We start from the raw sequence: 23,933 nt of genomic DNA, 5'->3' as shown, positions 1-23,933 counted from the left end.
ATCGCTGCGGTGTTGCCGGCTTAGTAGAAGGAGTGCTCGCCGCGCTGGTGTTCGGTCAGATCGCGCACGCCTTTCAGCTCAGGGAAGGTATTCAGCAGTTCTTTTTCAATGCCTTCTTTCAGCGTGACATCGACCATTGAACAGCCGTTACAGCCGCCGCCAAATTGCAGAATGGCGTAACCTTCGTCGGTAATCTCCATCAGCGAAACGCGGCCGCCGTGGCTGGCAAGCTGTGGGTTGATCTGCGCCTGAAGCTGGTATTCAACGCGCTCAATAAGCGGCGCATCGTCGGCGACCTTGCGCATTTTAGCGTTTGGCGCTTTCAGCGTGAGCTGGGAGCCAAGATTGTCGGTGACGAAATCAATCTCGGCATCTTCCAGATAGGGCGCGCTCAGCTCATCTATGTAGGCTGATAGCTTTTCAAACTTCAGTTCAGTATCGGTTGCTTCCACCGCATCCGGCGGACAGTAGGAGACTCCGCACTCTGCCGTCGGCGTACCCGGATTGATAACGAACACACGAATCTGGGTGCCTTCTTCCTGATTTGAAAGCAGTTTGGCGAAATGTTCTTGTGCTGCATCAGTAATACGGATCATGGTGATTGCTCAATAGTTGACTAAATTACTCAGTTATTATACGCCGATGCCGAACGCTTCACAAGGTTCGGCACAGGCACCAAATCTCGACGCTGGCCGCGCCCGCCCGCATCAGCAGGCGGCTTAGCTCCGCGACGGTGCTGCCGGTGGTGACTACGTCGTCAAGCAGCACGATATGACGGCCATTAACGTCTATTTCAAGGCGGAAGGCTCCGCGCAGGTTGCGTCTGCGTGCGCTGGCGCTGAGCCGGTGCTGCACCTTACCGGCCCGCCAGCGGGTCAATGCCTCAGGCCGCCATTGAATGCCGGTCCAGTGCGACAGCTGCTTCGCCAACGGTGCCAGCTGGTTATAGCCTCGCTTCAGCGCTCGCCGGTGGTGCAGCGGTACCGTCAGCATAAGATCAGGACGCGGCAAAGCGCGCTGGCGTCGTGCTGTTAACCAGGTTAGCAGAATCAGCCGGGCAAGCATTACCGCACGTGCTGTTCCCTGGGAAAATTTCAGTTGATGAACCTGCTTACGCAGGGGCTCGCAGTAATCGCTGACCAGAATCATTCGCTGCCAGGGCGGCGGGTGTAGCTGGCAGCGCCCGCAGGGCGCGTCGTTCTTGCTGGCCGGAAGGCCACAGCAGGGACACACCGGCGGCGGCGCAGGAAGCGCTTTCAGGCAAACGCTGCATATACCGTGCTGCGGCAGGCGCAGCGGCATCTGGCATAGCCAACAGCAGGCAGGGATTGTTAGCATAGTGGCCTCACAGTTAAAACAAGGACCATAACCGATGACCTCCCTTCACTGGCACACCACGGGCAGTGGCGATCGCGATTTTGTGCTGCTGCACGGCTGGGGATTGAACGCAGAGGTGTGGCACGACATCGTGCCGCGACTTAGCGCGCAATTTCGTCTGCACCTTGTGGACCTGCCGGGCTATGGCCGCAGTCAGGGATTTGGAGCGATGTCGCTGTCGCAGATGGCGGAGACGCTGCTGGCGCGGGCGCCAGAGCGGGCTATCTGGCTGGGCTGGTCGCTGGGTGGTCTGGTCGCGAGCGAGGCGGCCTTGCAGGCGCCGGAACGGGTATCGGCGCTGATTACCGTGGCTTCCTCGCCCTGCTTTGCGGCTGAGGATGCGTGGCCGGGTATTAAACCCCATACGCTGGGAGATTTTCAGCAGCAGCTCAGCGAGGACTACCAGCGTACGGTGGAACGATTTCTGGCCCTGCAGACTCTGGGAACCCACAATGCGCGTCAGGATGCGCGACAGCTTAAACAAACTGTGCTGGCTCAGTCCGCTCCTGCGGTGGAGGTGCTGAACGGCGGCCTGGAAATCCTGAAAAAAGTCGATCTGCGGGCTGCGATGGATGATTTTCCGACGCCATTGCTACGTATCTACGGCTACCTGGATGGCCTGGTGCCAAGGCGGGTAGCGCAGCTGCTGGACGAGCGCTGGCCGGAGAGTCAAAGCCAGGTGATCGCGCAGGCCGCCCATGCACCTTTCATTTCGCATCCCGAGCAGTTTTGCGATTGCTTACTGGCATTTATTGCCGACAGCTAGTCGCCGCCGCGCTGCCCGATGGCACTGATTTGCTGCGGGGAAAATCGGCCGTTGCGGGTTTGTCAGCAAAATAACGCTGAAACGATAAATCGCAACATTTCCGGCCGACGTTTTGCTGTATTTTTTTATAGTTTGCAGCTACAACTATTAAACGGAGCAGGGTTGCTCTCGTAATGGCAAAGGTTTGCCGCCAGGGCAGATAGCTCTGTATGGACGTAATTTTCTCAGGAGAGATAATATGAAACTGCTTCAATCCCTTACCGCCGCCGCTATTATCAGCACCTTGTCTTTCAGCGTTTTTGCCGCTCAGGAGATCTCGCGCGAAAAAGCCAAAGAGATGAAGCTGGAAATGATTGGCACCGTCGATACCAACTCTACCCTCGATCCGATGGATGCCAAGCAGCATCTTGCTAAAAAAGCAGATGAGAAAGGCGGCAAGTACTATGTGATTATTGCTGCTGCCGGTAAAGGGCACCTTCACGCCACCGCCGAGGTGTATAAATAACGCCTGGCGCTCGCTGCCGGGCACGTTGCCCGTAACAATGGTACGACCTGACGCGACCACAAGGGAGCCGTTAACCGACCCCCTTTGTGGTTGCAGTCGATTACTGTTTCTTACCAAACGCTGCGGCTAGCGCATCGCCCATGGCGCTGTTACCCGCTGCCGGAGCGGGGCTGGTGCGCCCGCGTGGCTTACTGTTTTGCTGTGCGCGATTGTTCTCGCGCGGCGCTGAGTTGGAACCACCTCGCCGGCTGGCGCTCTCGCCAGGCTGTTCATCAAGACGCATGGTCAGTGCAATACGCTTACGCGGAATATCCACTTCCATCACTTTGACTTTAACAATATCACCCGCTTTCACCACCTTGTGCGGATCGTCAACGAACTTATCCGACAGCGATGAGATGTGTACCAGACCATCCTGATGGACGCCGATATCTACAAAAGCGCCAAAGTTGGTCACGTTGGTTACCGCGCCTTCCAGAATCATGCCGGGCTGAAGGTCGTTGAGCGTATCAATACCTTCGGCAAACTGCGCCGTTCTGAATTCAGGTCGCGGGTCGCGTCCCGGCTTCTCCAGCTCTTTAAGGATGTCGCTGACGGTGGGCAGGCCGAAGCGTTCATCGGTGTAATCGACGGCCTTGATAGCGCGCAGCGCATCGCCATTGCCCATCAATTCTTTGATCGTCTTGCGGGTGGCATCCATTATGCGCTCAACCACCGGATACGCTTCCGGGTGAACGGTGGAGGCATCCAGCGGGTTGTCGCCCTGGCCGATACGTAAAAAGCCGGCGCACTGTTCAAAGGCTTTGGGGCCGAGTCGGCTCACTTTCAGCAGCTGTTGGCGATCCTGGAAGCGGCCGTTTTCGTCACGCCAGGTCACGATGTTCTGCGCCATCATTTTGCTTAAGCCGGCAACCCGGGTGAGCAGGGCGACGGAGGCGGTATTCAGATCAACGCCGACGGCGTTTACGCAATCCTCTACGACCGCGTCCAGCTTTTTAGCCAGCTGGCTCTGGCTGACGTCGTGCTGATACTGACCGACGCCGATTGATTTAGGTTCGATTTTGACCAGCTCAGCCAGCGGGTCCTGCAGCCGACGGGCGATCGAAACCGCACCGCGCAGCGAAACGTCAAGGTCGGGGAACTCCAGCGCGGCTAATTCCGAAGCGGAATATACCGAGGCGCCCGCCTCGCTGACGATAACTTTTTGCGCCTGAATCTGCGGGAACTGTTTTTGTACATCGAGGAAGAAGCGTTCGGTTTCACGGGAAGCCGTGCCGTTACCGATGGCAACCAGATCCACCTGGTGTTTAGCGCATAAAGCGGCCACCACCGTTGCCCCTTTGGCGGCCTGGCCGGTGTGCGGATAAATGGTATCCGTGGCGACCAGCTTGCCGGTTGCATCGACAACCGCGACTTTTACACCGGTGCGCAGTCCGGGGTCCAATCCCATGGTAGCGCGCTGACCGGCCGGCGCGGCCATCAGCAGGTCGTGCAGATTGCGGGCAAAAACGTTAATCGCCTCTTCTTCGGCTCTTTCACGCACCACGCCCATCAGCTCGGTTTCCAGATGCAGCAGCACCTTGATGCGCCATGTCCAGCTGACGACGGCCTGCCGCCAGCTATCGGCCGGGGCATTGTTCAATCGTAGATTAAGATGACTGATGATGATCTGCTCGCCCTGGCTTTCACGAGGCGCTTCGTCAAACTGCGGATCGGCATTGAGAGAAAGCTGTAACACCCCTTCATTACGACCGCGCAGCATGGCCAGCGCCCGATGGGACGGGACGGTGGACAGCGCCTCATGGTGATCGAAGTAGTCGCGGAATTTAGCGCCGGCTTCCTCTTTGCCGTCGACCACTTTGGCCACCAGATGTGCGTTTTTCCACAGGTAATTACGCACTTTAGCCAGCAGACCGGCATCTTCAGCAAAGCGTTCCATCAGGATATAGCGTGCGCCGTCCAACGCGGCTTTGCTATCGGCAACGCCTTTCTCGCTATCGATGTAGCGTTGCGCCAGGCTTTCCGGCTGCTGGGAAGGATCCTGCCACAGGCTGTCCGCCAGCGGTTCCAGTCCCGCTTCGATCGCAATCTGCCCACGGGTGCGACGTTTGGGCTTATAGGGCAGGTAGAGATCTTCCAGTTCGGTTTTGCTGAGCGTGCCGCTTATTGCACTGGCCAGCTCGTCTGTCAGCTTGCCCTGCTCTTCAATGGATTTGAGGATTGTCTGGCGTCGCTCTTCCAGCTCGCGCAAATAGCCGAGGCGGGTTTCCAGCTGGCGCAGCTGGGTATCGTCCAGCCCTCCGGTGACTTCTTTACGATAGCGTGCCACAAACGGCACGGTATTCCCTTCATCCAGCAAACGAACGGCGGCTTCAACCTGTTCGTCCCGGACGTGCAATTCGGTTGCGATAATACGGCTCAGCGAATGACTCATCTTTGCGGATACTTAGTGGCTAAAGAAACAGGGGACAGTTATACGGATTGGAGAGATAAAATGCCAGCCGTTAGCCGTGCTTTCACCGGATTCTTACTGTTAAAACGCAGATTGCGGGCGCTGGAATGGCGCGCCTACAGCATTGCCGCGCTGCGTAACTCCATCAGTAGCGCCTGCGGGGAGAGCTGCTGTTGGCGCTGTTTTTCCAGATCGTTGAGCACAACCTGCTGTCGTTCATCATCGACGGTAACAATAAAGCGTGCGCCCTGACGGCAGGCGTTTTTTTCCCGGGTGGCGGCTTTCAGGCCAGAGAAGTCGCTGGCGATGCTGAGATCCGGATAGCCTTGCCGTATCTGATCGGCAATATGCAACGTGAGGGAGTGCGCGTGGCTTTGTGCCGGTATCAGAATAATATCCACTTTCCTGGCGGGTAGGGTGGGGCGTCGCACTTCGTGCAGTAATTGCATAATGGGTTCCAGCATGAATGCAAACCCGCAGGCGAAAGTTTGCCGCCCGGTGACCCTGCTGGCACAGCCATCATAGCGCCCGCCGCGGCACAGTAAGCCTGCATCGGCGTTGCGCTCGTTATGCCATTCCACCACCAGGTGGCAGTAATCATTGGTGGGATACATATTTTCATCAAGCATCCAGGGCACCCCCATGCGATTCAGGCCGTTGCAGAGATGCTCGAAACGCTTTCTGGATGCGGTGGAGATAAAATGAGTAAGCGATGGCGCGGTAGCCGCCAGCCGTTGCAGCAGGCTGTCTTTGTCCATCAGCAGCTGTTCAGGCTGGCTATTCAGCAATGCATTCTGCGCATCGGTGAGCAGGTGGCGGATCGGATAATAATAATTAAGCAGGGCATGGCGGAAGCGTTGATACTCCTCTGACGTTCCTGGGTTGTTAATCCGCAGCTCCGCGTAGCCGTCCAGCTTGAGAAACTGGAAAAAGCGGTATTGCAAAATAATCTGTTCAAGCTCAATAGCCACACCGGGATAGCCAAACGCTTCAACGCCAAGCTGCGGGCTGGGCTTCAACTGCGCCGACTGATTCGGCCGTCGGAAAAGCGTTCCCTGATACCAGAGCTTACAGAGTTCGGGCAGTCTGGCATTCTGCGCCAGTAGCCTTAGGCATCCGCGCGTGCCGTCGCCGGCAAGCAGGGCCTGATTATTCAACGGAACCGGGTTGTTCTCGTGCGAGAAGGGCGGGTCGTCGAGCGCTTTTTCCCACTCATCCAGTAGCGGCAGGCGCACTTCGTTATAGCCATAGCGTTGCAGGATATGACCAGCCTGTTTTTCCAGCCAGGTCCATTCTTCAACCTGGCTACGTTCATATTTACGGGGCCGGCCGCAATGCCTCGGACGTAGCAATCTCCCCAACTGCTGCTCCATAGCTTTGGTGAAACCGGCGGTCGCGATGGGGCAGTTTTGCCCAAGGGCAGACTGAAATCGGTTAGTCAGCGCGGTATTGGGCGGTTGCTGGTAAAGCTGTTGATACTTCTTTTTACGCTCTTCCGGCGTAGTCGCCAATGCCAGCCAGACGCTGTGGCGGGTGATGCGTTCAGCAGGCGTATCCGCAAAGCTGTGATAGCCTTCTTTTCCTTGATTGCTGCGTTCAACGAATTTTTTTACCAGTAAAAAGTAGCTATCAGGCTCGACCGGGCTGGCAAGAAATCGGTTGTCCCATAGCGTCCCCCGGCGTCCATAGCGGTGGTTATACCAGGGAACGTAGTGGCGGCCAAGCGACTGCATAAAACGCCCGAGCATATCTTTGGTCGTTGACTCCAGCAGCAGCAAGATATGCTCCGGCGCAAGAGAATAGGCATACAGCCTGACGTCAAACTGTTCCAGGGCGGCATCCAGATCGTTGAGAAACTGATGGTAGTCTTCTGGCGCCTGAAACAGCGGCGAGTAATTGTGTCCGCGCAGGCCAATCAGATGCGGCACGCCCTGGATAAAAAGTCGTCGGGTTCTGGACATGTTTTCCTTTTAATTTTTCGCCGCCCAGCGTTATTCCGGCATCATGGCGTGCGCAGCGTCTACGCTTCACATTGCGTATGCACTGGGGTGCTGTTGGCGGGTTATCAGGTCTGTGTCGGGGCGCCGGTCTTGCAGAATGATCGACGCCGCCAGATTGACCATCACGTGTGTTTGCTTAGCTGAGCGGCAAGCTGTTTTTCATCCACAGCGGTCTGGGTGTTATCGCTCAGGTTCCACAGGCGGATTTCGTCGTCTTTATTTAGCGTAATAATGTACTTACAGTGAGTTTTAAGCGCCGTTTGGTGCTGTTTTTTGAGCTTCGCTCCGCTGCAGTCGACCAGAATATTTAGCGCGCTATGCTGCTGGCGCAGGCTTTCCGCCAGCATCAGCGTCTGTACGCCATCATCGTCAAGCTCGCTGGTGATGACCGCGTCCGGCCTGAAATGCCAGTCGGGATGATGGTCATGGGTTACGGTTTGGATCAGCAGCAGCAGCCGCTCAATGCCAATGGCGAAGCCGCTTGCCGGCAACGGTTTATCGCTGAACAGCTGGGCCAAACCGTCATAGCGCCCGCCGCCGCAGACTGTCCCCTGGGAACCGAGCGCATCGGTGATCCATTCAAATACGCTGCGGGTGTAGTAGTCCAGACCGCGTACCAGACGGGGGTTGATCTTATAGGCAATCCCGGCTTTATCGAGCATCAGGCACAGGGTTTCAAAATGATCGCGCGACGCTTCGTGAAGATAATCCAGCAAGCGTGGCGCCTGGTCGATCATCTCCTGCATTTCAGGGTTTTTACTGTCGAGAATGCGCAGTGGATTCACTTCAAGCCGGGTCAGGCTATCCGCATCGAGCAGCTCACGGTGTTGTTCAAACCATTTTACCAGTTCACGGCGGTGCTCTCTCCTTTCCTCCAGCGTGCCGAGTGAGTTAATTTCAAGCCGGACATGGTTGAGAATACCCAGTTCCCTGAACAGATCCCGGACCATAAAGATCAGTTCGGCATCAACGTCTGCACCGGCCATGCCAAAGGCTTCAACACCGAACTGGGTAAACTGGCGGAGCCTGCCTTTTTGTGGCCTTTCATAACGAAACATCGGACCCTGGTACCAAAGGCGCTGTGTTTTGTTGTAGCACATATTATTTTCCAGCACCGCACGCATGCAGCCGCTGGTGCCTTCTGGTCGCAGCGTGATGTGCTCGCCGTTCTTATCGAGGAAGTTGTACATCTCTTTCGACACAATATCGGTGGTTTCGCCGACGGCGCGTTCAAATAGCGATACCGGCTCCAGTAACGGCAGCCGCATTTCCTGATAGCCATAGCGATAGGCGATATGACGGAATTTGCTTTCCAGCCATTGCCACATGGGCGTTTCATCAGGCAGAACATCACGCATACCGCGTATTGATTGTAACTTATTCATGTCGTTATCCTTTTCGCAATAAAATTCCGGCGCTGACTTCGGCAAGGCGTCTTTTCGCCTTTATTCGCGGTTGGCATCAGGAGATGAAAACCGCTGCGTTGGCAGCGTCGCCGGCCATCGTTAGCGCTGATGGCGGCGACGCTTCAGTGCGACGGAGGGTTTTATTTCTCCTCTTCAGGCAGCCTGGAAGTTAAGGTCGGCGATTACGTCGTCGATCAGTTCATCGATCTTGCTGGTGTCGAGGTGGTGAGCGGTGGTGATGAGATGTGCCACCTCTCCGGATGTCGCCAGGCAGTGCTTTTTCCACACCGCTTCTGAAGGGCAGGGAAAGACCACGGTAATGGAGTTTTTATTGCGCCAGGCATCAATACCGGCGACGTGGAAGCGATCGACTGCATACTGCGCCATTTCCAGACTGTGCTTGATACGACGCTGCCAGTCGCTGAAGCTGCGGCTGCGGATTGCTTCCCACATCATCAGCGGCGTATGACCGTTGCGCGAGCCGGTGATGGTTTTGTCGTGGGCGGATATGTAGTCAATCTCCACTGAGATGCGATCAACGTTTTTGCGCTGCGCGACCACAATACCGCAGGGGATCGGGGAGCCGATCATCTTATGGCCGGAAACGGCAATAGAGTCGATGCCATCGGCGAAAGTGAAAGGCTGTGGATCGTCGACAAACGGTAAAATCATGCCGCTCAGGGCCGCATCCGCATGTAAGTAATATTCATCGCGCGGAATGCCGATCTGTTCGATACGCTGCTGAATAATGCCGATATTATCGATAGCGCCTCTTACCGTCGTGCCGATGTTGGCGAAGATAATAGGGTGAGGTTCATTGTCAGACTGGATTTTATTTATCAAGTCATCATAGTCGATTTCGCCATTAGGCTGTGATTCGACCAGTCGTGATTTGATGCGTAGTAGCTTAACAATTTTGGCGACCGAATAGTGCGTGTCTTTCGAGTAATAAAGCGTGCCATCGGGAAAAATTTCGCGGGCGAGATAACAGCCAAACATATTGCCTTCGGTGCCGCCGTTAGTAACATACCCCCAGCTTTCTTTAAACGGAATATGAAATAGGTCAGCAAAAAACTCCATCACCTCTTTCTCAAACTGGAAAGAGTTGAGCAGATAATTACAGTATTCAGCCCAGTCCCCGCAATTATTAATTGAAAAGCGCATGAATCGTTCCAGAATGGTGTAGTCAAAATCGGCTGACTCAGGATAGCCGAGATTAAAATACTGGTTCTTTACACAATATGCCCAGAAAGCGTCGAGTCTGTTCTGATCTTTAATAGATAAATTCATTTTCTTAGCTCCTTGTAAAATATGAATTAGGTGAATCAGGCTTTTTTATCCAGATAGAGAATGTCCTGTCCTTTCTTGTTTTTTCCGACGGCAACGAAGCAGAATAAGGGGATAGTGATCATCATCATTACGATGCCCCAGAACATGGAGTCGCTGCCGGCGCCCAGCAGGGCAAAAATGCTGTAAATCATGCCAATCACTACCATGACGCTGTAAAACATGAAGGTCGGCCCGCGGTTTTGTTTTTTAGAAACCATGATGATGGGCAGCGAAATCAGGGCATACATATAGGGCAGAAGCGAGGCGAAGACCGACATCAGAATGACCACCTGGAACTGCTGAGCAAGGTTGGGTGATGCGGTGAGCAGCAGCACCACGCTCATCAGTACGCCGGTGAAAATCAGGCTCTTCATCGGAACGTCGTGTTTATTGGTATCGGCAAAGAACTGCGGGAAAAGTCCCTGTTGCGCGCCAGCGCGTGGGCCTTCTGACTGCAAAATAAGCCAGCCGGAAATTGAGCCGAAGCAGGCGATGATGCTCAGCGCCGAAGCGATGTTGCCCGCCGTTTCGCCGAACATATACCGGGCGGCGTCGGCAAAAGGCGCCGCGGAGTTGACCAGCTCTTCGTGCGGCACCAGCCCCATAATGACCGAGCAGCTGCCGACATAGCAGACGGAGGCGATCAGCAGGCCATAGACCGTTGCCTGGGGGACGGTTTTTTCCGGATTATTGACCTGTCCGGTTGAAACCACGGCGGATTCAACGCCTAAAAAGCCCCAGAGCGCGATGGAGGCGGCGGTAATAATCGCTGAAGTGTCGCTTTTTCCGGTGCCGTTATACACCGCGCTAAACATTTTAGGGTCGAACCAGAACCAGCCGACGACGCCGATGCCCAGCACCACTAGCAGCATGCAGCTGGCGGTAAAAGATTGCGCGCGGCCCGCCGCTCTGGCCCCCAGGCTGGCAAGGGCAATAAAGCCCCAAAGAATAACAATCGCCGCAATACAGCCGTATAGCGGATTTTTTAACTCCGGAAAGAAGTAGCTCAGGTAGCCGATACCGGCAACCAGCAGGGCGACGTTACCGACCCAGGCGCTTATCCAGTAGCAGACGGTCGTCTGGAAACCGATGAACGGACCAAACGCATCGCTTGCGTAGGCCACGATGCCACCGTTGCGCGGCGTCAGTAGACTGGTTTTTGCAAATACCAGCGCGATAGCAATAACGCCGATAATGGTAAATAACCAACCCCATAAGGATATATATCCGACGCCAGCAAGGTTGGTTGGTAACATAAATACGCCGGAGCCCATCATATTTGAGGCGGTTACCAGCGTAAGGGCAACGACCCCCATTTTAGTTGCGGAGGCAGAACTTACCTTTCCCATAATTTCGTTCCTGTTTGATAAAATGTGCAGAGATAAGACCGTTAACGATTTTCAGGTGATTCTATGGGCAGGTGGGTGGTTATTTTTGATCTAAGTCATTTTTATTTGGTGATAATAACGAAGATGGCGAACTTTATGATTAATAATTGAGCTGTTTTTCTTAATTTAACTCCGTCCCCTTTTTTTATTAGCGCAGCAGGTATTTTTTTATATGGCGTAATTAACCGGTGGGATGGTTTTATTTCGACAGCGGGGGATGCATAAAAAAGAGGATGTTTAATAACGTGATGCCAGCGTTAAATGATTGTTAGCTGGTGGCGGAAACATGGCGGGATTAATAGTTATTTTTACGCTGATAAGACAGAGGGAATATAGCCGATAAGCAACGCTTATCGCAGCGGATCTGAATCGCTATTATTTGGGGTACTCAATGCTAACGACATACCATTTTTTCACGCCTTCCGGCGTCGTGACTTCGAATTCATCATCGACGGCTTTTTTCAGCAACGCTCTTGCCATCGGTGAATCAATGGAAATGTAGTCTTTATTTTCACCGTAAATCTCTTCCGGGCCGGCAATCCGGAAGCGCCGGCTGGCGCCGCTGTCATTTTCAATGGTGACCCAGGCGCCAAAGAAGACGCGGCCTTCCTGCTGGGGGGAGTAATCGACGACCTGCAGAGCGGGCATCAGCTTGCGCAGGAAATGCACCCGGCGGTCGATCTGGCGTAGTAGTCTTTTATTGTAGGTGTAATCCGCATTTTCCGAGCGATCGCCGAGGCTGGCTGCCCATGAGACGATCTTAGTTATTTCAGGACGCTTAACCCGCCACAGATAATCATGCTCTTCCTGCAGTTTATTGAAACCTTCGCGGGTGATGATTTTTGTCGGCATGGCAAGTAGTCCCGGTAAATTTTCACGATAAATTGGGGTGGATGCAGTCAGCGCCACGTGGTTGATGCTGTCATCTGCATACCAAACGTATATTTTAGCGGTGTAGACGGCAACATGATAGCGGGCTTTACTGGCAGGGCGCCCGTCAACGGCCATACGCATCGGGAAAATAGGGTTTGCAGCGTAGTGGAAATGATTTCGCCCTGAAAGTTGATTGATTACTAACAATAAATGGCTATCGCGGCTAATGGATTTTAGGCGGCAAAAGTGTCGTTTTTCCCATAAAGTATAAAGATAAGCTGCTGTTTAATATGCTTTGTAACAATTTCGGCTAGAATATAAACTATTATGAATTGTCACGAACGCTGGAGTTTTTGAGAATACAGGTTCAGGCAATTGCGCCTTTGGGAGTATTGAAATGCAAGAAAACTACAAAATTCTGGTTGTAGATGACGACATGCGTCTACGCGCACTGCTTGAGCGTTATCTGACGGAACAAGGTTTCCAGGTTCGTAGCGTGGCGAATGCCGAGCAAATGGATCGTCTGCTGACGCGTGAGTCCTTCCATTTGATGGTGCTTGACCTGATGCTGCCCGGTGAAGACGGTCTGTCAATTTGCCGTCGTCTGCGCAGTCAGAGTAACCCGATGCCCATTATTATGGTGACGGCGAAAGGGGAAGAGGTTGACCGCATCGTCGGGCTGGAAATCGGTGCGGATGACTACATTCCAAAACCGTTCAACCCGCGTGAGCTGCTGGCGCGCATTCGCGCGGTGTTACGCCGCCAGGCCAATGAGCTACCGGGCGCGCCTTCTCAGGAAGAAGCCGTGATCGCCTTTGGTAAATTCAAACTGAATCTCGGCACCCGCGAAATGTTTCGCGAAGATGAACCTATGCCGCTTACCAGCGGTGAGTTTGCCGTGCTGAAAGCGCTGGTCAGCCATCCACGTGAGCCGCTTTCCCGCGATAAGCTGATGAACCTCGCGCGTGGCCGTGAATACAGCGCCATGGAGCGTTCTATCGACGTACAGATCTCGCGCCTGCGTCGTATGGTTGAAGAAGATCCGGCCCATCCGCGCTATATCCAGACCGTATGGGGGTTAGGCTACGTCTTTGTGCCGGATGGCAGTAAAGCATGAGGCGACTGCGTTTCTCGCCCCGTAGCTCGTTTGCTCGTACGCTGTTGCTGATCGTTACCTTGCTGTTTGTCAGCCTGGTAACGACCTATCTGGTTGTGCTTAACTTCGCTATTCTTCCCAGCCTGCAGCAGTTTAATAAGGTGCTGGCCTACGAAGTGCGTATGTTAATGACCGATCGGCTGCAGCTAGAAGACGGTACGCAGCTGGAGGTGCCTCCGGCTTTTCGGCGCGAGATATATCGCGAGCTGGGCATTTCGCTTTATACCAACGCAGCGGCTCAGGAGAGCGGATTGCGCTGGGCGCAGCATTACGAGTTCCTCAGTCAGCAAATGGCACAGCAGCTTGGCGGACCAACCGATGTACGGGTTGAGGTCAATAAAAACTCGCCGGTGGTCTGGCTGAAAACCTGGTTGCAGCCTGATATCTGGGTGCGGGTACCGCTAACGGAAATTCATCAGGGCGACTTCTCACCGCTATTCCGCTATACCCTGGCGATTATGCTGCTGGCGATTGGCGGCGCCTGGCTGTTTATTCGTATCCAGAACCGACCGCTGGTGGATCTGGAGCATGCCGCTTTGCAGGTTGGCAAAGGCATTATTCCCCCGCCGCTGCGCGAATATGGCGCGTCAGAGGTGCGCTCGGTAACGCGTGCTTTTAATCAGATGGCGGCCGGAGTGAAGCAGCTAGCCGACGACCGTACGTTACTGATGGCTGGCGTCAGCCACGACCTGCGGACGCCGCTGACGCGCATTCGTCTGGCGACTGAAATGATGAGCGAGGAAGACGGTTACCTGGCTGAATCTATCAACAAAGATATCGAAGAATGTAATGCCATTATTGAGCAATTTATCGATTATCTGCGTACTGGTCAGGAGATCCAGACGGAAAGAGCCGATCTGAACGGTGTGCTGGGCGAAGTGGTGGCGGCTGAAAGCGGCTATGAGCGCGAGATTGAGAACGGCATTCAGCAGGGTGAGCTAATGCTGGATATTAATCCGCTGTCGATAAAGCGCGCGGTAGCAAACCTGGTGGTCAATGCTGCCCGCTACGGTAACGGCTGGATAAAAGTCAGTTCCGGCTCGGAACTGCAGCGCGCCTGGTTCCAGGTTGAAGATGACGGACCGGGCATCAAACCGGAGCAGCTTAAACATTTGTTTCAGCCTTTTGTGCGCGGCGATAGCGCCCGCAGTACCAGTGGAACCGGTCTGGGGCTGGCGATTGTGCAGCGTATTATCGATGCGCATCAGGGCGCGCTGGACATTGGCAGCAGCGAGCACGGTGGCTTACGCATTCGCGCCTGGCTGCCGATGCCGGATGTGCGTACTTCCGGCGCGTTGCCGCCGCCGGCAGAAAAACCCGGGAAATAAAAAAAGGGAGCGTGAGCTCCCTTTTTTATCGGAAAATTTCCGATTAAAGCTGCGGACCCACCGCTACCAACGCTGCCCCTGCGGGAGTGTCGGTATATTTATCAAAGTTAGTAATGAAGCGTTGCGCCAGATCCCGGGCGTGCCGATCCCAGTCTTCTGACGATGACCAGCTGGTACGAGGGTCGAGCAGGGCGCTATCGACGCCCGCCAGCGTTTGCGGAATTGCCAGGTTGAAAACCGGCAGCGTTTGCATCGCTGCGTCCTGCAGTTCATCGTTAAGTATTGCGTTAATAATCGTCCGGGTTTCTTTTAGCGAAATGCGTTTTCCTGCGCCGTTCCAGCCGGTATTGACCAGCCATGCTTCAGCACCTGCCGCCTGCATGCGTTTGACCAGCACTTCTGCATATTGGGTGGGATGCAGCGTCAGGAACGCCGCGCCAAAGCAGGCGGAGAACGTTGGTGTTGGCTCAGTAATGCCGCGTTCGGTTCCCGCCAGTTTTGCGGTAAAACCGGAGAGAAAATGGTATTGCGTTTGGTCTGGCGTTAAACGCGCCACTGGCGGCAGCACGCCGAAGGCGTCGGCGGTAAGAAAAATAACCTTGCGCGCGTGGCCCGCTTTTGACACCGGCTTAACGATGTTTTCAATATGATAGAGCGGGTAGGAAACGCGGGTGTTTTCCGTCTTACTGCCGTCAGCATAATCAACGCTGCCGTCGGCGCGTACGGTGACATTTTCCAGTAAGGCGTCGCGGCGAATAGCCTGGAAAATTTCCGGCTCGGCGCTGGCCGAAAGGTTAATCGTCTTTGCGTAGCAGCCGCCTTCAAAGTTAAATACGCCGTCATCGTCCCAGCCGTGTTCGTCATCGCCGATCAGCTGGCGTGCTGGATCGGTGGACAGGGTGGTTTTCCCGGTGCCGGAAAGGCCAAAGAATACGGCAACGTCCCCTTTCTTGCCGACGTTGGCCGAGCAGTGCATAGAGGCAATGCCCCGCAGCGGCAATAGGTAGTTCATCACGGTGAACAACCCTTTTTTCATTTCTCCGCCGTACCAGGTGCCGCCAATCAGCTGTATTTTTTCCGTCAGGTTAAAGGCGACGAAATTTTCCGAATGCAGGCCTTCTTGCTGCCAGTCAGGGTTGGTGCATTTGGCGCCATTCATCACCACAAAGTCAGGCTTGAAATCAGCAAGTGCGGCATCGTCCGGGCGGATAAACATGTTCTTAACAAAGTGAGCCTGCCAGGCGACTTCAGTAATAAATCTTACGCTAAGGCGGGTATCAGGATTGGCGCCGCACCAGGCATCGACGACAAACAAACGTTTGCCAGATAGCTGCTGAGTGACCTGCGATTTCAGCCGCTCCCAGGTTTGTTGGGAAAGTGGCTGATTATCGTTTTTCCCTTTGCCCTGATCGTTCCACCACAGCGTGTCGCGGGTGGTATCATCGCGCACTATGTACTTATCTTTCGGCGATCTTCCGGTAAAAATGCCGGTATCGACGGCAACTGCGCCGGATGTAGTGACGATGCCACACTCATAGCCCTGAAGGTCTGAACGGGTTTCTTCGGCAAACAATGTGTCGTAATCAGGATTGTGAACGACGTCGGTTGCATCCGTAATGCCATACTGAACAAGGTCCTGAGGGGCCAGGTCGTTAGCGCGCATGTGACTGCTCCTTTATCGATGACGAGGTAATACAGGCAGGGCTCACGATCGGATGAACACTGCGATCGCGCGCAGTTTACACCTGCCCACATGACGCGGAGGTATACGAACGCAGAAAATGAGAGGTCAGGCAGAAATTATTGCTGAAATGAGCTGAAGATAAATATTTCCAGTTAATTAGTAGGTTAAGAAAGTAAAGTTATTAAGGAATGCTCCTAAAAAATAAATTTCAGCAAGCTTCAGCTTAGCTGCCAAAAAAAGGGAGCGTTACGCTCCCGGGGTTAAAGACGGCGATTATCAGCGATTAATGTGTGCGCTCGCTGCCACTCTCTGCCGCATCGTTACGCAGGGCCGCAATATCGACGGCATCGTAAATATAGTGGCTGCCGCAGTAATCGCAGTGCATATCGATTTTACCGTCTTCCTGTAAAATCTGGTCGACTTCCTCTGCTGGCAGCGTTCTCAGCACCTCCTCACAGCGTTCGCGTGAGCATGAGCAGTGAAAACTGATTGGGTGGGGATCGTAAACCGTCACCTCTTCCTGATGATAGAGGCGCCAGAGCACGTCGCGCGCGGACAGGTCGAGAAGCTCGTCAGTTTTGAGCGTCGAGGTCAGCGTCGCCAGATGGTCAAAGTCATTGCTATCGGCGTCCTGAGCCGGCAAAACCTGTAGCAATATGCCGCCGGCGCCGGCATTTTGCTCGTCGCTTCGGCTATGGATATACAACCGGGTCGGCAGCTGTTCCGAACGCATGAAATAATCTTCCAGGCAGGCGGCCAGGGTATCGCCTTCCAACCCAACCACGCCCTGGTAACGTTCCCCCTGTGAAGGCGTGATGGTAATCACCAGATAGCCTTTACCAACCATTTGTTTCAGGCTGCTGCCGGGCGCGATGTCGCCTTGCATACGCGCAACGCCGCGCATCTGCTGATTATTGGTGCCATTGATAACCGCCAGCGTCAGTGGGCCATCACCCTGTAGCTGAACGGTTATGTCACCATCAAATTTCAGCGTTGCAGTCAGCAGGCTGGTCGCGACCAGCAGTTCAGCCAGCAGCTGCTGTACGGGCTGAGGATAATCATGATCTTTGATTATTTCCTGCCAGGTTTCGCTGACCGTTACCAGTTCGCCGCGTACGGCGTAGTTTTCAAAGAGGTAACGATGTATCTGATCGGAATGTGACATATTTTTCTCTCATGTTTTGCGACCGGCCCGTGCGTCGTTATTGCTAATCTGACCTCGCGGGTTCACGGAATTTTTATCTGGCCGGGTAGCGGTCTTATCGGCTTCAGCAACGCCCATCGGCAACGGCAGGCACAGTGGCTTTATTCCTCACCGCCATTTTTAAATCTGAGCAGATCCCGCCGCTCCTTTTTATCCGGCCGTCGGTCCGGATGCGGCATGCTAAGCGCGTTCATTTTACGCGCCAGCGCCAGCTTTTCCCGCTTCTCAATGCTCTGTTCCGTTTCACGATAAAGAAGCTGAGCTTCGCTGGCTGGACGGCGCTGATCGCTGAGACCGCAGACGATCACCGTCCGCTGGTCATTACCCTGACGCAGCGTCAACTCGGCGTTGCATTCGACCAGCTTACCGGGCTTACAGCGCTGACCATTATAATGGACCTTGCCGCCATCGATCATTTCGCGGGCGATAGCGCGGCTTTTATAAAACCGTGCGGCCCAAAGCCATTTATCAAGCCTTACCTCTTCGCCCGACGTTTCTTGCATAATCTGTTCCTGCGCTGGCCGGCCTGGCTGGTTGCCGGACCGGTGCGGTTAGCATAGACCCCTGACGCGATGACGGGTTACTAGTGTGTGGGTTAAAAATAGGATATCAAGCCCGGACGATCCAACGTTTGCATTAAGGCGCGTGAAAAAGCCCGTCTTAGGCATTTTCTGTCATCAGAATAGCGAACTCACGGGTGGCGGCGGCGATAAAGTATGGTTCATGCAGCTTTCATAATACTGCTGTATTTTCTGCATCCGCACGCGATTACGATGAACCCGATGCAGCGCTAACAGGCTATTGATGATCAGGCTGAGCAGCAATATGCACAGCAGCAGGCTGATGCCGAGATAGCGCCAGAGCGTGATAGTGTCCGGCTCATTGTGTATCGCAATATGCTGCGTGCCATTAGCATCTACGCTGATATTGGTAATAATACCGGAAGCGGCGAAGGGAGTATGCAGTAACATTCCCGCCAGGCGTTGCAGCTCCGGCCACTGCTCCGGCGCGTTGTAGTCAAATAAAGATACCGCCGGTGCCGGCTGGTTGACCAATGGATAGCCTTCATCGCTCATAATTAAAAATCCGCCGGGCGGTGGGCTGTTAAGCGCATCGGCTGCCCGACGGGTTTCACGGTAGAAAAACGACGCGGTTGCGGTATTGACCAGATTTTCCAGCGCTTCTGCACTTACCGGGCGCAGCAAAACGTTCATACCATTGAGTGAACCGGAATCGGCCCGGCGCACCAGCGAGCTCCAGTCTTTAGCATTTCCCAGATTGACCAGCGCATTCTTTAGTCGTACGCAGTCCTGCTGTTGGCTACAGAGATCCTGCGTTTTTAACACCACATCGGAAAAGTCATCCAGCAAAATCATGCCCGATTTTTGAATCGCCGTTGCCAGTTGCGGGTTGAGCTTGGGGTCCGTGGCCGTTTGCGGATGCAGCTGCTGGTTGGTGCTGTTGAGCAGCGCAGTGGCTTTATCAATGATGTCTGATTGCGGTAGCGGAAGCGGTGCGGCGTTGTTCCAGTAAACGGCCGAACAGTCAAAAGGCATAAAGGCATAGCTGCGATTTCCCTGGTAGGTGGCGGGAATCGAGCACATGCCATAACCATTGATACGCAGGCGATCGCCGATATGCAGCGCGGTTTTTTCCAGCTGCTCAACGTTGTTTACGCGAATACTTTCGGTGCCTTTAACCCAGGCAACGCTGAGTTTGAGCGGCATGCTGAGGGGGATCCAGGTAATCAGCAGCGCCAGAACCAACAGCGACCCCGCCGCCAGCACGACGTTTTTACGCCAGCGCTGAACGGGAAAATTCCGCGCCTCGTCATGCAGAGAAAGGAAGCGCCCCTGGCGCACCACCTGGCGATTGAGATAGATTTCAACGTCAGTGGTCTGACCCAGGTCGTTAGCAACGTACGGTTGCCAGTGTGAGGGATAAATAAGATCAATGCTTCCCAGTGATAGATTGCTCATCTGGCTCTGGTTAGCTTCGCTGAATAACCCCCAGCGCTTCAGCGCGCCGCGCAGGCAGTGGATATCGCGCAGCGATTTTTCACCGGGCGTGCGATAAAGAAACCAACCGCTGACTGCGGCAATCACTACGCCAGCGGCAATCAGCCATGGCATCAGCAGCAGTGGGCTTATCAGGCTGATAAAAAACAGCAGCAGCGCAGCGCAGATAGCGAGCGCTTCGCGCGTGCCGTCCGAGCGGCTCAGCGCATGCTCCGGCAGCGTCTCTTTACGTACCCGGATCAGCTCAATATTTTCAAACTCTTCCTGACGAATAGACGCATTGCGACCTGCCGGTGGTACCGTCGGCGGTAACGTAACGTTTTCAGTATTGTCATTAGTCAGCGTATGACCATTTAACGAGATAATTAACGGAACAGGATAAGTTTTGACCAGCTCAACATAGTTTTCATCGGCAATATACTGTTCCCACTGCGGCGGTAAGTGAACTTCAACTTCATCCAGATAATAGCGCCATTTATCCGGCTCATCAGTCGAGAGCCCATAGCGGGTAATCGCACGGGTCAGCGGGTAGACGTTAAGGCTTTGTGAGGTTAGCGTCAGCTTATCTTCAACCTGGCGGCGATAGCTATCAGGGAAAATGTTGCCATGGCGACGTTTTTCAAGGGAGTCAATATAGCGCTGTATAGCCTGCTGTTCGTCGAAGGTAAGCTTGCGATGCGCGGGATCGAGAAACAGCTGAGGTTCCGGCAGTTTCGGCTGGCGACGTGCTTTGAACCAGAAATAGCCAGCGATCAGCAGAGCACAGACAAGCACAAGCAATACTATAAGAGCTATTGTATTCATGCTTCCCTCATCTGCGGCAAGTGACTCCTCAGGAGTAAATCTAGTAAACAGGCCTTTGTCATAACTGGTTATTTTATTCAGTACACGCAAACAGGCCGTATGGACTCAGCGTTGGCATAATGAAAAAGAAGCATAAAATCATGAGATTAGAATAATTATATAATAATGCCTTAGCAAATCTTATCAACCATATAGATTGTGAGGTATCGGTATAGTCCTATTTTGTTCCGTCTGTGTTGACATCTGGCATTAAATTTGAGTAGTAACAGGTTGAAAGTATCAGAAAAAGTCAAAATATCGCCACTTTCGATTGGCTTCCAGCAATGGCTGCCGCACAATATTGAGATATGCGATCTGCATGGCATTGGCGCATGCATTGATTCAACCCTATTCGCACGATCAGAGGCCAGGATGACCAAAGAACGACAAAAGCCTGCTATTCATCGCGTTGCAACCGTTGCTCAGTCGCGACTTTTTACCATCGAATCGGTAGATCTTGAGTTCAGCAACGGGGTGAAACGGATTTATGAGCGTATGCGTCCTTCAGGACGGGAGGCCGTGCTAATTGTGCCGATCATTGATGATAGTCTGATTCTTATCGAAGAGTACGCCGTGGCGCTGGAGGCGTATGAGTTGGGATTTCCCAAAGGGCTTATCGATCCTGGCGAGACGGTGTTTGAAGCCGCTAACCGCGAATTAAAAGAGGAAGTCGGTTTTGGCGCCGAACGGCTACAGGCGCTGAGTAAGCTGACAATGGCCCCGTCCTATTTTTCCAGCAAAATGAACATTGTGGTCGCTGAAGGACTTTATCCGGAGAAACTTGAAGGCGATGAGCCTGAGCCGCTCCCGGTGCGTCGTTGGCCGCTGGCAAATCTGATGGCCTTACTTAACGAGCCGGACTTTCGCGAAGCACGCAACGTCAGCGCGCTATTCCTGGTGCGCGAATGGTTGGTGCAGCAGGGGCGTTTAGCTTATTGAATGAGAATAAAACGGCGCCGGTTGAAACCGGCGCCGTTTGGTGCTTTTAAAACAGCTCGTGGCTCTCACCGTTTTCCTGCAGAGTGGTGCCTACGTCATGGGTAGAATATTCCGTCGGCTGCGTTCCCTGGATAAAGTATTCCTGTCGGGTATAACCGCCACCCTCTTTCGCCAGTTTCCCGGTCGCTTTATCGATAGTAACCGTGACCACGCCTTCCGGTGGGGTTAGCGGTTGTACCGGTACGCCCTGCAGAGCGGCCGCCATAAACTGATCCCATGCTGGCTGTGCGCTCTTAGCGCCGCCTTCATAGCCAGAAATTTGATCTTTAATCACGCCGGATGCAGTGGTGCGACCAAGATCGCGGCGATGATCGTCAAAACCAATCCAGACCGAAGCCACCACGCCCGGACCATAGCCAGAAAACCATGCATCTTTTGAGCTATTGGTGGTACCGGTTTTACCGCCAATATCATTACGCTTCAGGTCACGGCTGGCGCGCCAGCCGGTTCCCATCCAGCCCGGCTCGCCGAAAATGTTGGAGTTAAGCGCGCTTTTAATCAGGAAGGAGAGCGGCGTATTGATGACGTGCGGCGCATATTGCTGCGCGCTGTCCTGATTCGCCTGGTTTGGCGCCACCTGCTCCAGCTGCGGCGCCGGAACCGCGTTGTTATTGCCTTCCTGTGAAACGGCAACGTTTTCAACGCTTTCGTTGTTCAGCGCCAGCGCTTTTTGGGTTTCGCCATAGACAACCGGCAGATTACATTGCGGGCAGGCAATTCTTGGTTTCGCTTCAAACAGGGTCTCGCCTTGCTCATTTTCTATTTTGCCGATGAAGTAAGGGTCTACCAGGAAGCCGCCGTTAGCCATCACGGCATATCCGCGGACCATTTGCAGCGGCGTGAAGGACGCGGAACCGAGAGCCAGCGATTCGGTATGGACGATATTTTGCGCCGGGAAGCCAAAACGCTGCAAATACTCTGCCGCGTAATCAACGCCCATCGCCCGCATCGCACGTACCATTACCACGTTCTTTGATTGGCCAAGCCCCTGACGTAAGCGAATCGGTCCGGCATAGGTTGGCGGCGAGTTTTTCGGCCGCCAGTCAGCGCCAGCGCCGGCATCCCAACGGGAAATGGGCACGTCGTTAAGGATTGAAGCCAGCGTCAGGCCACGATCCATCGCCGCGGTATACAGAAACGGTTTGATATTAGAACCCACCTGACGCAGCGACTGGGTCACGCGGTTAAATTTGCTCTGATTGAAGTCAAAACCGCCGACCAGCGCCAGCACCGCGCCATTTTGCGGATCGATAGAGACTATCGCTGAGTTAACGTCAGGCACCTGAGCCAGCCACCAGTCGTCGTTGACCTTGCGCACCCAAATTTGTTGTCCGGGTTGAACCACCTGGCCGATAGTCCGCGGCGTCGGTCCCTGTAGGGTATCTGACCTGTAAGGACGTGCCCAGCGCATACCTGCCAGTCCCAGTGAAACGGAACTGCCGTCGCGCGTAGTGGCCGTGGCTTCCTGGCTATTTACTGTCGTCACGACCGCCGGTTCCAGCGGGCCATAAGTGGGCAGCGTTTTAAGCTTTTTCAGTATTTCGTTATGTTCCCACGCGCGCTCACCCGCTTTCCATAAGACCTCGGAAGGCCCGCGATAGCCATGGCGCATGTCATAGTTGATGACGTTATCCTGCACTGCCTTTTGGGCATCAACCTGCAATTTTTCCGTAATGGTGGTGTACACCTTAAAGCCATCGGTATAGGCGTTTTCACCATAGCGTTTGATCATTTCCTGACGCACCATCTCGGTGAGATAGGGCGCTGAGAATTCAATTTGCGGCGCGTGATAGCGTGCGACCAGCGGCGTGTTGCGCGCTTCATCGTACTGCTGCTGGGTGATGTAGTGCTGATCCAGCATGCGCGCTAACACCACATTACGCCGCTGCAGCGCCCGGGTATGTGAATAAAGCGGGTTGAACGTCGAGGGCGCTTTAGGCAAGCCCGCGATCATCGCCATTTCGCTCAGGCTGAGCTGTTCAGGCGTTTTGCCGAAGTAAACCTGGGCTGCGGCGCCGATGCCGTATGCGCGATAGCCGAGATAGATCTTATTGAGATAAAGCTCAAGGATTTCGTTTTTCGTCATCATCTGCTCAATGCGGATGGCGAGAAAAGCCTCTTTAATTTTTCGTATCAGCGTCCGTTCGGGGCTGAGGAAAAAGTTACGAGCCAGCTGCTGAGTAATGGTACTGGCGCCCTGCGAAGCCCGGCCGGAAAACGCCGCGACGCTGGCGGCGCGGAAGATGCCAATCGGGTCGACACCATGATGCTCATAAAACCGGCTGTCCTCGGTGGCAAGGAACGCATTGATTTGTAACTGCGGTATCTGCTGCAGGGTGACCGGGATCCGCCGCTTCTCACCGTATTGAGCAATCAGCTTTCCGTCTGCGCTGAATACCTGCATCGGCGTCTGTAGACGCACATCTTTCAGCGTATTTACGTCCGGCAGCTGTGGCTCAATAAATTTATACAGGCCATAGACCGAGCCGACTCCCAGCAAAATGCAACAGACTGCAAGAATCAAAAAATACTTTACGAACTTCACCTGATTATTCCCACTTATAGTCGTTTGGGCAGTTTATAAACAATCGCGCGGTAGTATAAA

18 protein-coding genes are annotated in these 23,933 nt (G+C 54.1%); 5 read left to right on the top strand and 13 right to left on the bottom strand.

Annotated features, from left to right (window positions below; genetic code table 11):
- Positions 1-20: 20 nt before the first annotated feature.
- Together nfuA and gntX are read right to left on the bottom strand one after the other, a co-directional pair.
- On the bottom strand, positions 21-596 hold the full coding sequence (gene nfuA, locus BTJ39_RS13765; protein ID WP_078003276.1) for a Fe-S biogenesis protein NfuA: 576 nt from the start codon (positions 594-596) through the stop codon (positions 21-23).
- Between the two features lie 58 nt (positions 597-654).
- Positions 655-1,338, bottom strand: a complete 684-nt coding sequence (gntX, locus tag BTJ39_RS13760; RefSeq protein ID WP_078003275.1) for a DNA utilization protein GntX — start codon at positions 1,336-1,338, stop codon at positions 655-657.
- 34 nt (positions 1,339-1,372) lie between these two features.
- On the opposite strand from gntX, the gene bioH reads away from it, so the two are divergent.
- Complete coding sequence (gene bioH / locus BTJ39_RS13755; protein ID WP_078003274.1) at positions 1,373-2,143, top strand: pimeloyl-ACP methyl ester esterase BioH; 771 nt, start codon at positions 1,373-1,375, stop codon at positions 2,141-2,143.
- 238 nt (positions 2,144-2,381) lie between these two features.
- Complete coding sequence (locus BTJ39_RS13750; RefSeq protein WP_078003273.1) at positions 2,382-2,648, top strand: YdgH/BhsA/McbA-like domain containing protein; 267 nt, start codon at positions 2,382-2,384, stop codon at positions 2,646-2,648.
- Positions 2,649-2,748: 100 nt separating this feature from the next.
- Here the strand turns inward: BTJ39_RS13750 and BTJ39_RS13745 are convergent, their stop codons facing one another.
- The 6 genes from BTJ39_RS13745 to greB all read right to left on the bottom strand — a co-directional run bounded on the left by BTJ39_RS13745 (position 2,749) and on the right by greB (position 12,075).
- Positions 2,749-5,082, bottom strand: coding sequence for a Tex family protein (locus tag BTJ39_RS13745; protein WP_078003272.1), 2,334 nt, complete (start codon positions 5,080-5,082; stop codon positions 2,749-2,751).
- A 134-nt stretch (positions 5,083-5,216) separates the two neighbouring features.
- The gene (locus BTJ39_RS13740; RefSeq protein ID WP_078003271.1) at positions 5,217-7,061 is read right to left on the bottom strand and encodes an ATP phosphoribosyltransferase regulatory subunit; all 1,845 of its coding nucleotides are present in this window, start codon (positions 7,059-7,061) and stop codon (positions 5,217-5,219) included.
- Between the two features lie 161 nt (positions 7,062-7,222).
- A complete protein-coding gene (gene hisS, locus BTJ39_RS13735; protein WP_078003270.1) occupies positions 7,223-8,485 on the bottom strand; it encodes a histidine--tRNA ligase in 1,263 nt (420 codons plus the stop codon).
- Between the two features lie 174 nt (positions 8,486-8,659).
- Positions 8,660-9,796 carry a histidine decarboxylase gene (locus tag BTJ39_RS13730; RefSeq protein ID WP_078003269.1) on the bottom strand — a complete coding sequence of 379 codons (1,137 nt, stop codon included), beginning with the start codon at positions 9,794-9,796 and terminating at the stop codon, positions 8,660-8,662.
- 35 nt (positions 9,797-9,831) lie between these two features.
- A complete protein-coding gene (gene hdcC / locus BTJ39_RS13725) occupies positions 9,832-11,184 on the bottom strand; it encodes a histidine-histamine antiporter (protein ID WP_078003268.1) in 1,353 nt (450 codons plus the stop codon).
- A gap of 414 nt (positions 11,185-11,598) precedes the next feature.
- On the bottom strand, positions 11,599-12,075 hold the full coding sequence (greB, locus tag BTJ39_RS13720) for a transcription elongation factor GreB (RefSeq protein ID WP_078003388.1): 477 nt from the start codon (positions 12,073-12,075) through the stop codon (positions 11,599-11,601).
- 418 nt (positions 12,076-12,493) lie between these two features.
- Between greB and ompR the strand changes: the two genes are divergently transcribed.
- Positions 12,494-13,213, top strand: coding sequence for an osmolarity response regulator transcription factor OmpR (gene ompR, locus BTJ39_RS13715; protein ID WP_001157751.1), 720 nt, complete (start codon positions 12,494-12,496; stop codon positions 13,211-13,213).
- A complete protein-coding gene (envZ, locus tag BTJ39_RS13710) occupies positions 13,210-14,580 on the top strand; it encodes a two-component system sensor histidine kinase EnvZ (protein ID WP_078003267.1) in 1,371 nt (456 codons plus the stop codon). The genes ompR and envZ overlap by 4 nt, the downstream gene beginning before the upstream one ends.
- Positions 14,581-14,623: 43 nt before the next feature.
- On the opposite strand, the gene pckA is transcribed toward envZ, so the two are convergent.
- The 4 genes from pckA to BTJ39_RS13690 all read right to left on the bottom strand — a co-directional run bounded on the left by pckA (position 14,624) and on the right by BTJ39_RS13690 (position 20,290).
- Complete coding sequence (pckA, locus tag BTJ39_RS13705) at positions 14,624-16,243, bottom strand: phosphoenolpyruvate carboxykinase (ATP) (RefSeq protein WP_078003266.1); 1,620 nt, start codon at positions 16,241-16,243, stop codon at positions 14,624-14,626.
- 304 nt (positions 16,244-16,547) lie between these two features.
- Positions 16,548-17,429 (bottom strand): Hsp33 family molecular chaperone HslO, encoded by an 882-nt coding sequence (gene hslO, locus BTJ39_RS13700; protein ID WP_078003265.1) that lies wholly within the window; start codon positions 17,427-17,429, stop codon positions 16,548-16,550.
- A gap of 140 nt (positions 17,430-17,569) precedes the next feature.
- Positions 17,570-17,971, bottom strand: a complete 402-nt coding sequence (gene hslR / locus BTJ39_RS13695) for a ribosome-associated heat shock protein Hsp15 (protein ID WP_078003264.1) — start codon at positions 17,969-17,971, stop codon at positions 17,570-17,572.
- A gap of 174 nt (positions 17,972-18,145) precedes the next feature.
- Positions 18,146-20,290 carry an IgaA/UmoB family intracellular growth attenuator gene (locus tag BTJ39_RS13690; protein WP_078003263.1) on the bottom strand — a complete coding sequence of 715 codons (2,145 nt, stop codon included), beginning with the start codon at positions 20,288-20,290 and terminating at the stop codon, positions 18,146-18,148.
- 411 nt (positions 20,291-20,701) lie between these two features.
- Between BTJ39_RS13690 and nudE the strand changes: the two genes are divergently transcribed.
- On the top strand, positions 20,702-21,268 hold the full coding sequence (nudE, locus tag BTJ39_RS13685; RefSeq protein WP_078003262.1) for an ADP compounds hydrolase NudE: 567 nt from the start codon (positions 20,702-20,704) through the stop codon (positions 21,266-21,268).
- Positions 21,269-21,314: 46 nt separating this feature from the next.
- On the opposite strand, the gene mrcA is transcribed toward nudE, so the two are convergent.
- On the bottom strand, positions 21,315-23,873 hold the full coding sequence (gene mrcA / locus BTJ39_RS13680) for a peptidoglycan glycosyltransferase/peptidoglycan DD-transpeptidase MrcA (RefSeq protein ID WP_078003261.1): 2,559 nt from the start codon (positions 23,871-23,873) through the stop codon (positions 21,315-21,317).
- Positions 23,874-23,933 lie beyond the last annotated feature (60 nt).

Origin of the sequence: Izhakiella australiensis (assembly GCF_002006995.1) — a bacterium.
In the GTDB taxonomy this organism is placed as follows: domain Bacteria; phylum Pseudomonadota; class Gammaproteobacteria; order Enterobacterales; family Enterobacteriaceae; genus Izhakiella; species Izhakiella australiensis.
This window is presented reverse-complemented; position numbering and strand designations above follow the sequence as displayed.

Bases quoted from the DNA above. Each gene is read 5' to 3' on its own strand.
- envZ (WP_078003267.1), top strand. From the start codon at position 13,210: ATGAGGCGACTGCGTTTCTCGCCCCGTAGCTCGTTTGCTCGTACGCTG.
- BTJ39_RS13690 (WP_078003263.1), bottom strand. From the start codon at position 20,290: ATGAATACAATAGCTCTTATAGTATTGCTTGTGCTTGTCTGTGCTCTG.
- pckA (WP_078003266.1), bottom strand. From the start codon at position 16,243: ATGCGCGCTAACGACCTGGCCCCTCAGGACCTTGTTCAGTATGGCATT.
- BTJ39_RS13745 (WP_078003272.1), bottom strand. From the start codon at position 5,082: ATGAGTCATTCGCTGAGCCGTATTATCGCAACCGAATTGCACGTCCGG.
- gntX (WP_078003275.1), bottom strand. From the start codon at position 1,338: ATGCTAACAATCCCTGCCTGCTGTTGGCTATGCCAGATGCCGCTGCGC.
- BTJ39_RS13740 (WP_078003271.1), bottom strand. From the start codon at position 7,061: ATGTCCAGAACCCGACGACTTTTTATCCAGGGCGTGCCGCATCTGATT.
- BTJ39_RS13750 (WP_078003273.1), top strand. From the start codon at position 2,382: ATGAAACTGCTTCAATCCCTTACCGCCGCCGCTATTATCAGCACCTTG.
- hdcC (WP_078003268.1), bottom strand. From the start codon at position 11,184: ATGGGAAAGGTAAGTTCTGCCTCCGCAACTAAAATGGGGGTCGTTGCC.
- hisS (WP_078003270.1), bottom strand. From the start codon at position 8,485: ATGAATAAGTTACAATCAATACGCGGTATGCGTGATGTTCTGCCTGAT.
- BTJ39_RS13730 (WP_078003269.1), bottom strand. From the start codon at position 9,796: ATGAATTTATCTATTAAAGATCAGAACAGACTCGACGCTTTCTGGGCA.
- nudE (WP_078003262.1), top strand. From the start codon at position 20,702: ATGACCAAAGAACGACAAAAGCCTGCTATTCATCGCGTTGCAACCGTT.
- ompR (WP_001157751.1), top strand. From the start codon at position 12,494: ATGCAAGAAAACTACAAAATTCTGGTTGTAGATGACGACATGCGTCTA.
- hslR (WP_078003264.1), bottom strand. From the start codon at position 17,971: ATGCAAGAAACGTCGGGCGAAGAGGTAAGGCTTGATAAATGGCTTTGG.
- hslO (WP_078003265.1), bottom strand. From the start codon at position 17,429: ATGTCACATTCCGATCAGATACATCGTTACCTCTTTGAAAACTACGCC.
- nfuA (WP_078003276.1), bottom strand. From the start codon at position 596: ATGATCCGTATTACTGATGCAGCACAAGAACATTTCGCCAAACTGCTT.
- bioH (WP_078003274.1), top strand. From the start codon at position 1,373: ATGACCTCCCTTCACTGGCACACCACGGGCAGTGGCGATCGCGATTTT.
- greB (WP_078003388.1), bottom strand. From the start codon at position 12,075: ATGCCGACAAAAATCATCACCCGCGAAGGTTTCAATAAACTGCAGGAA.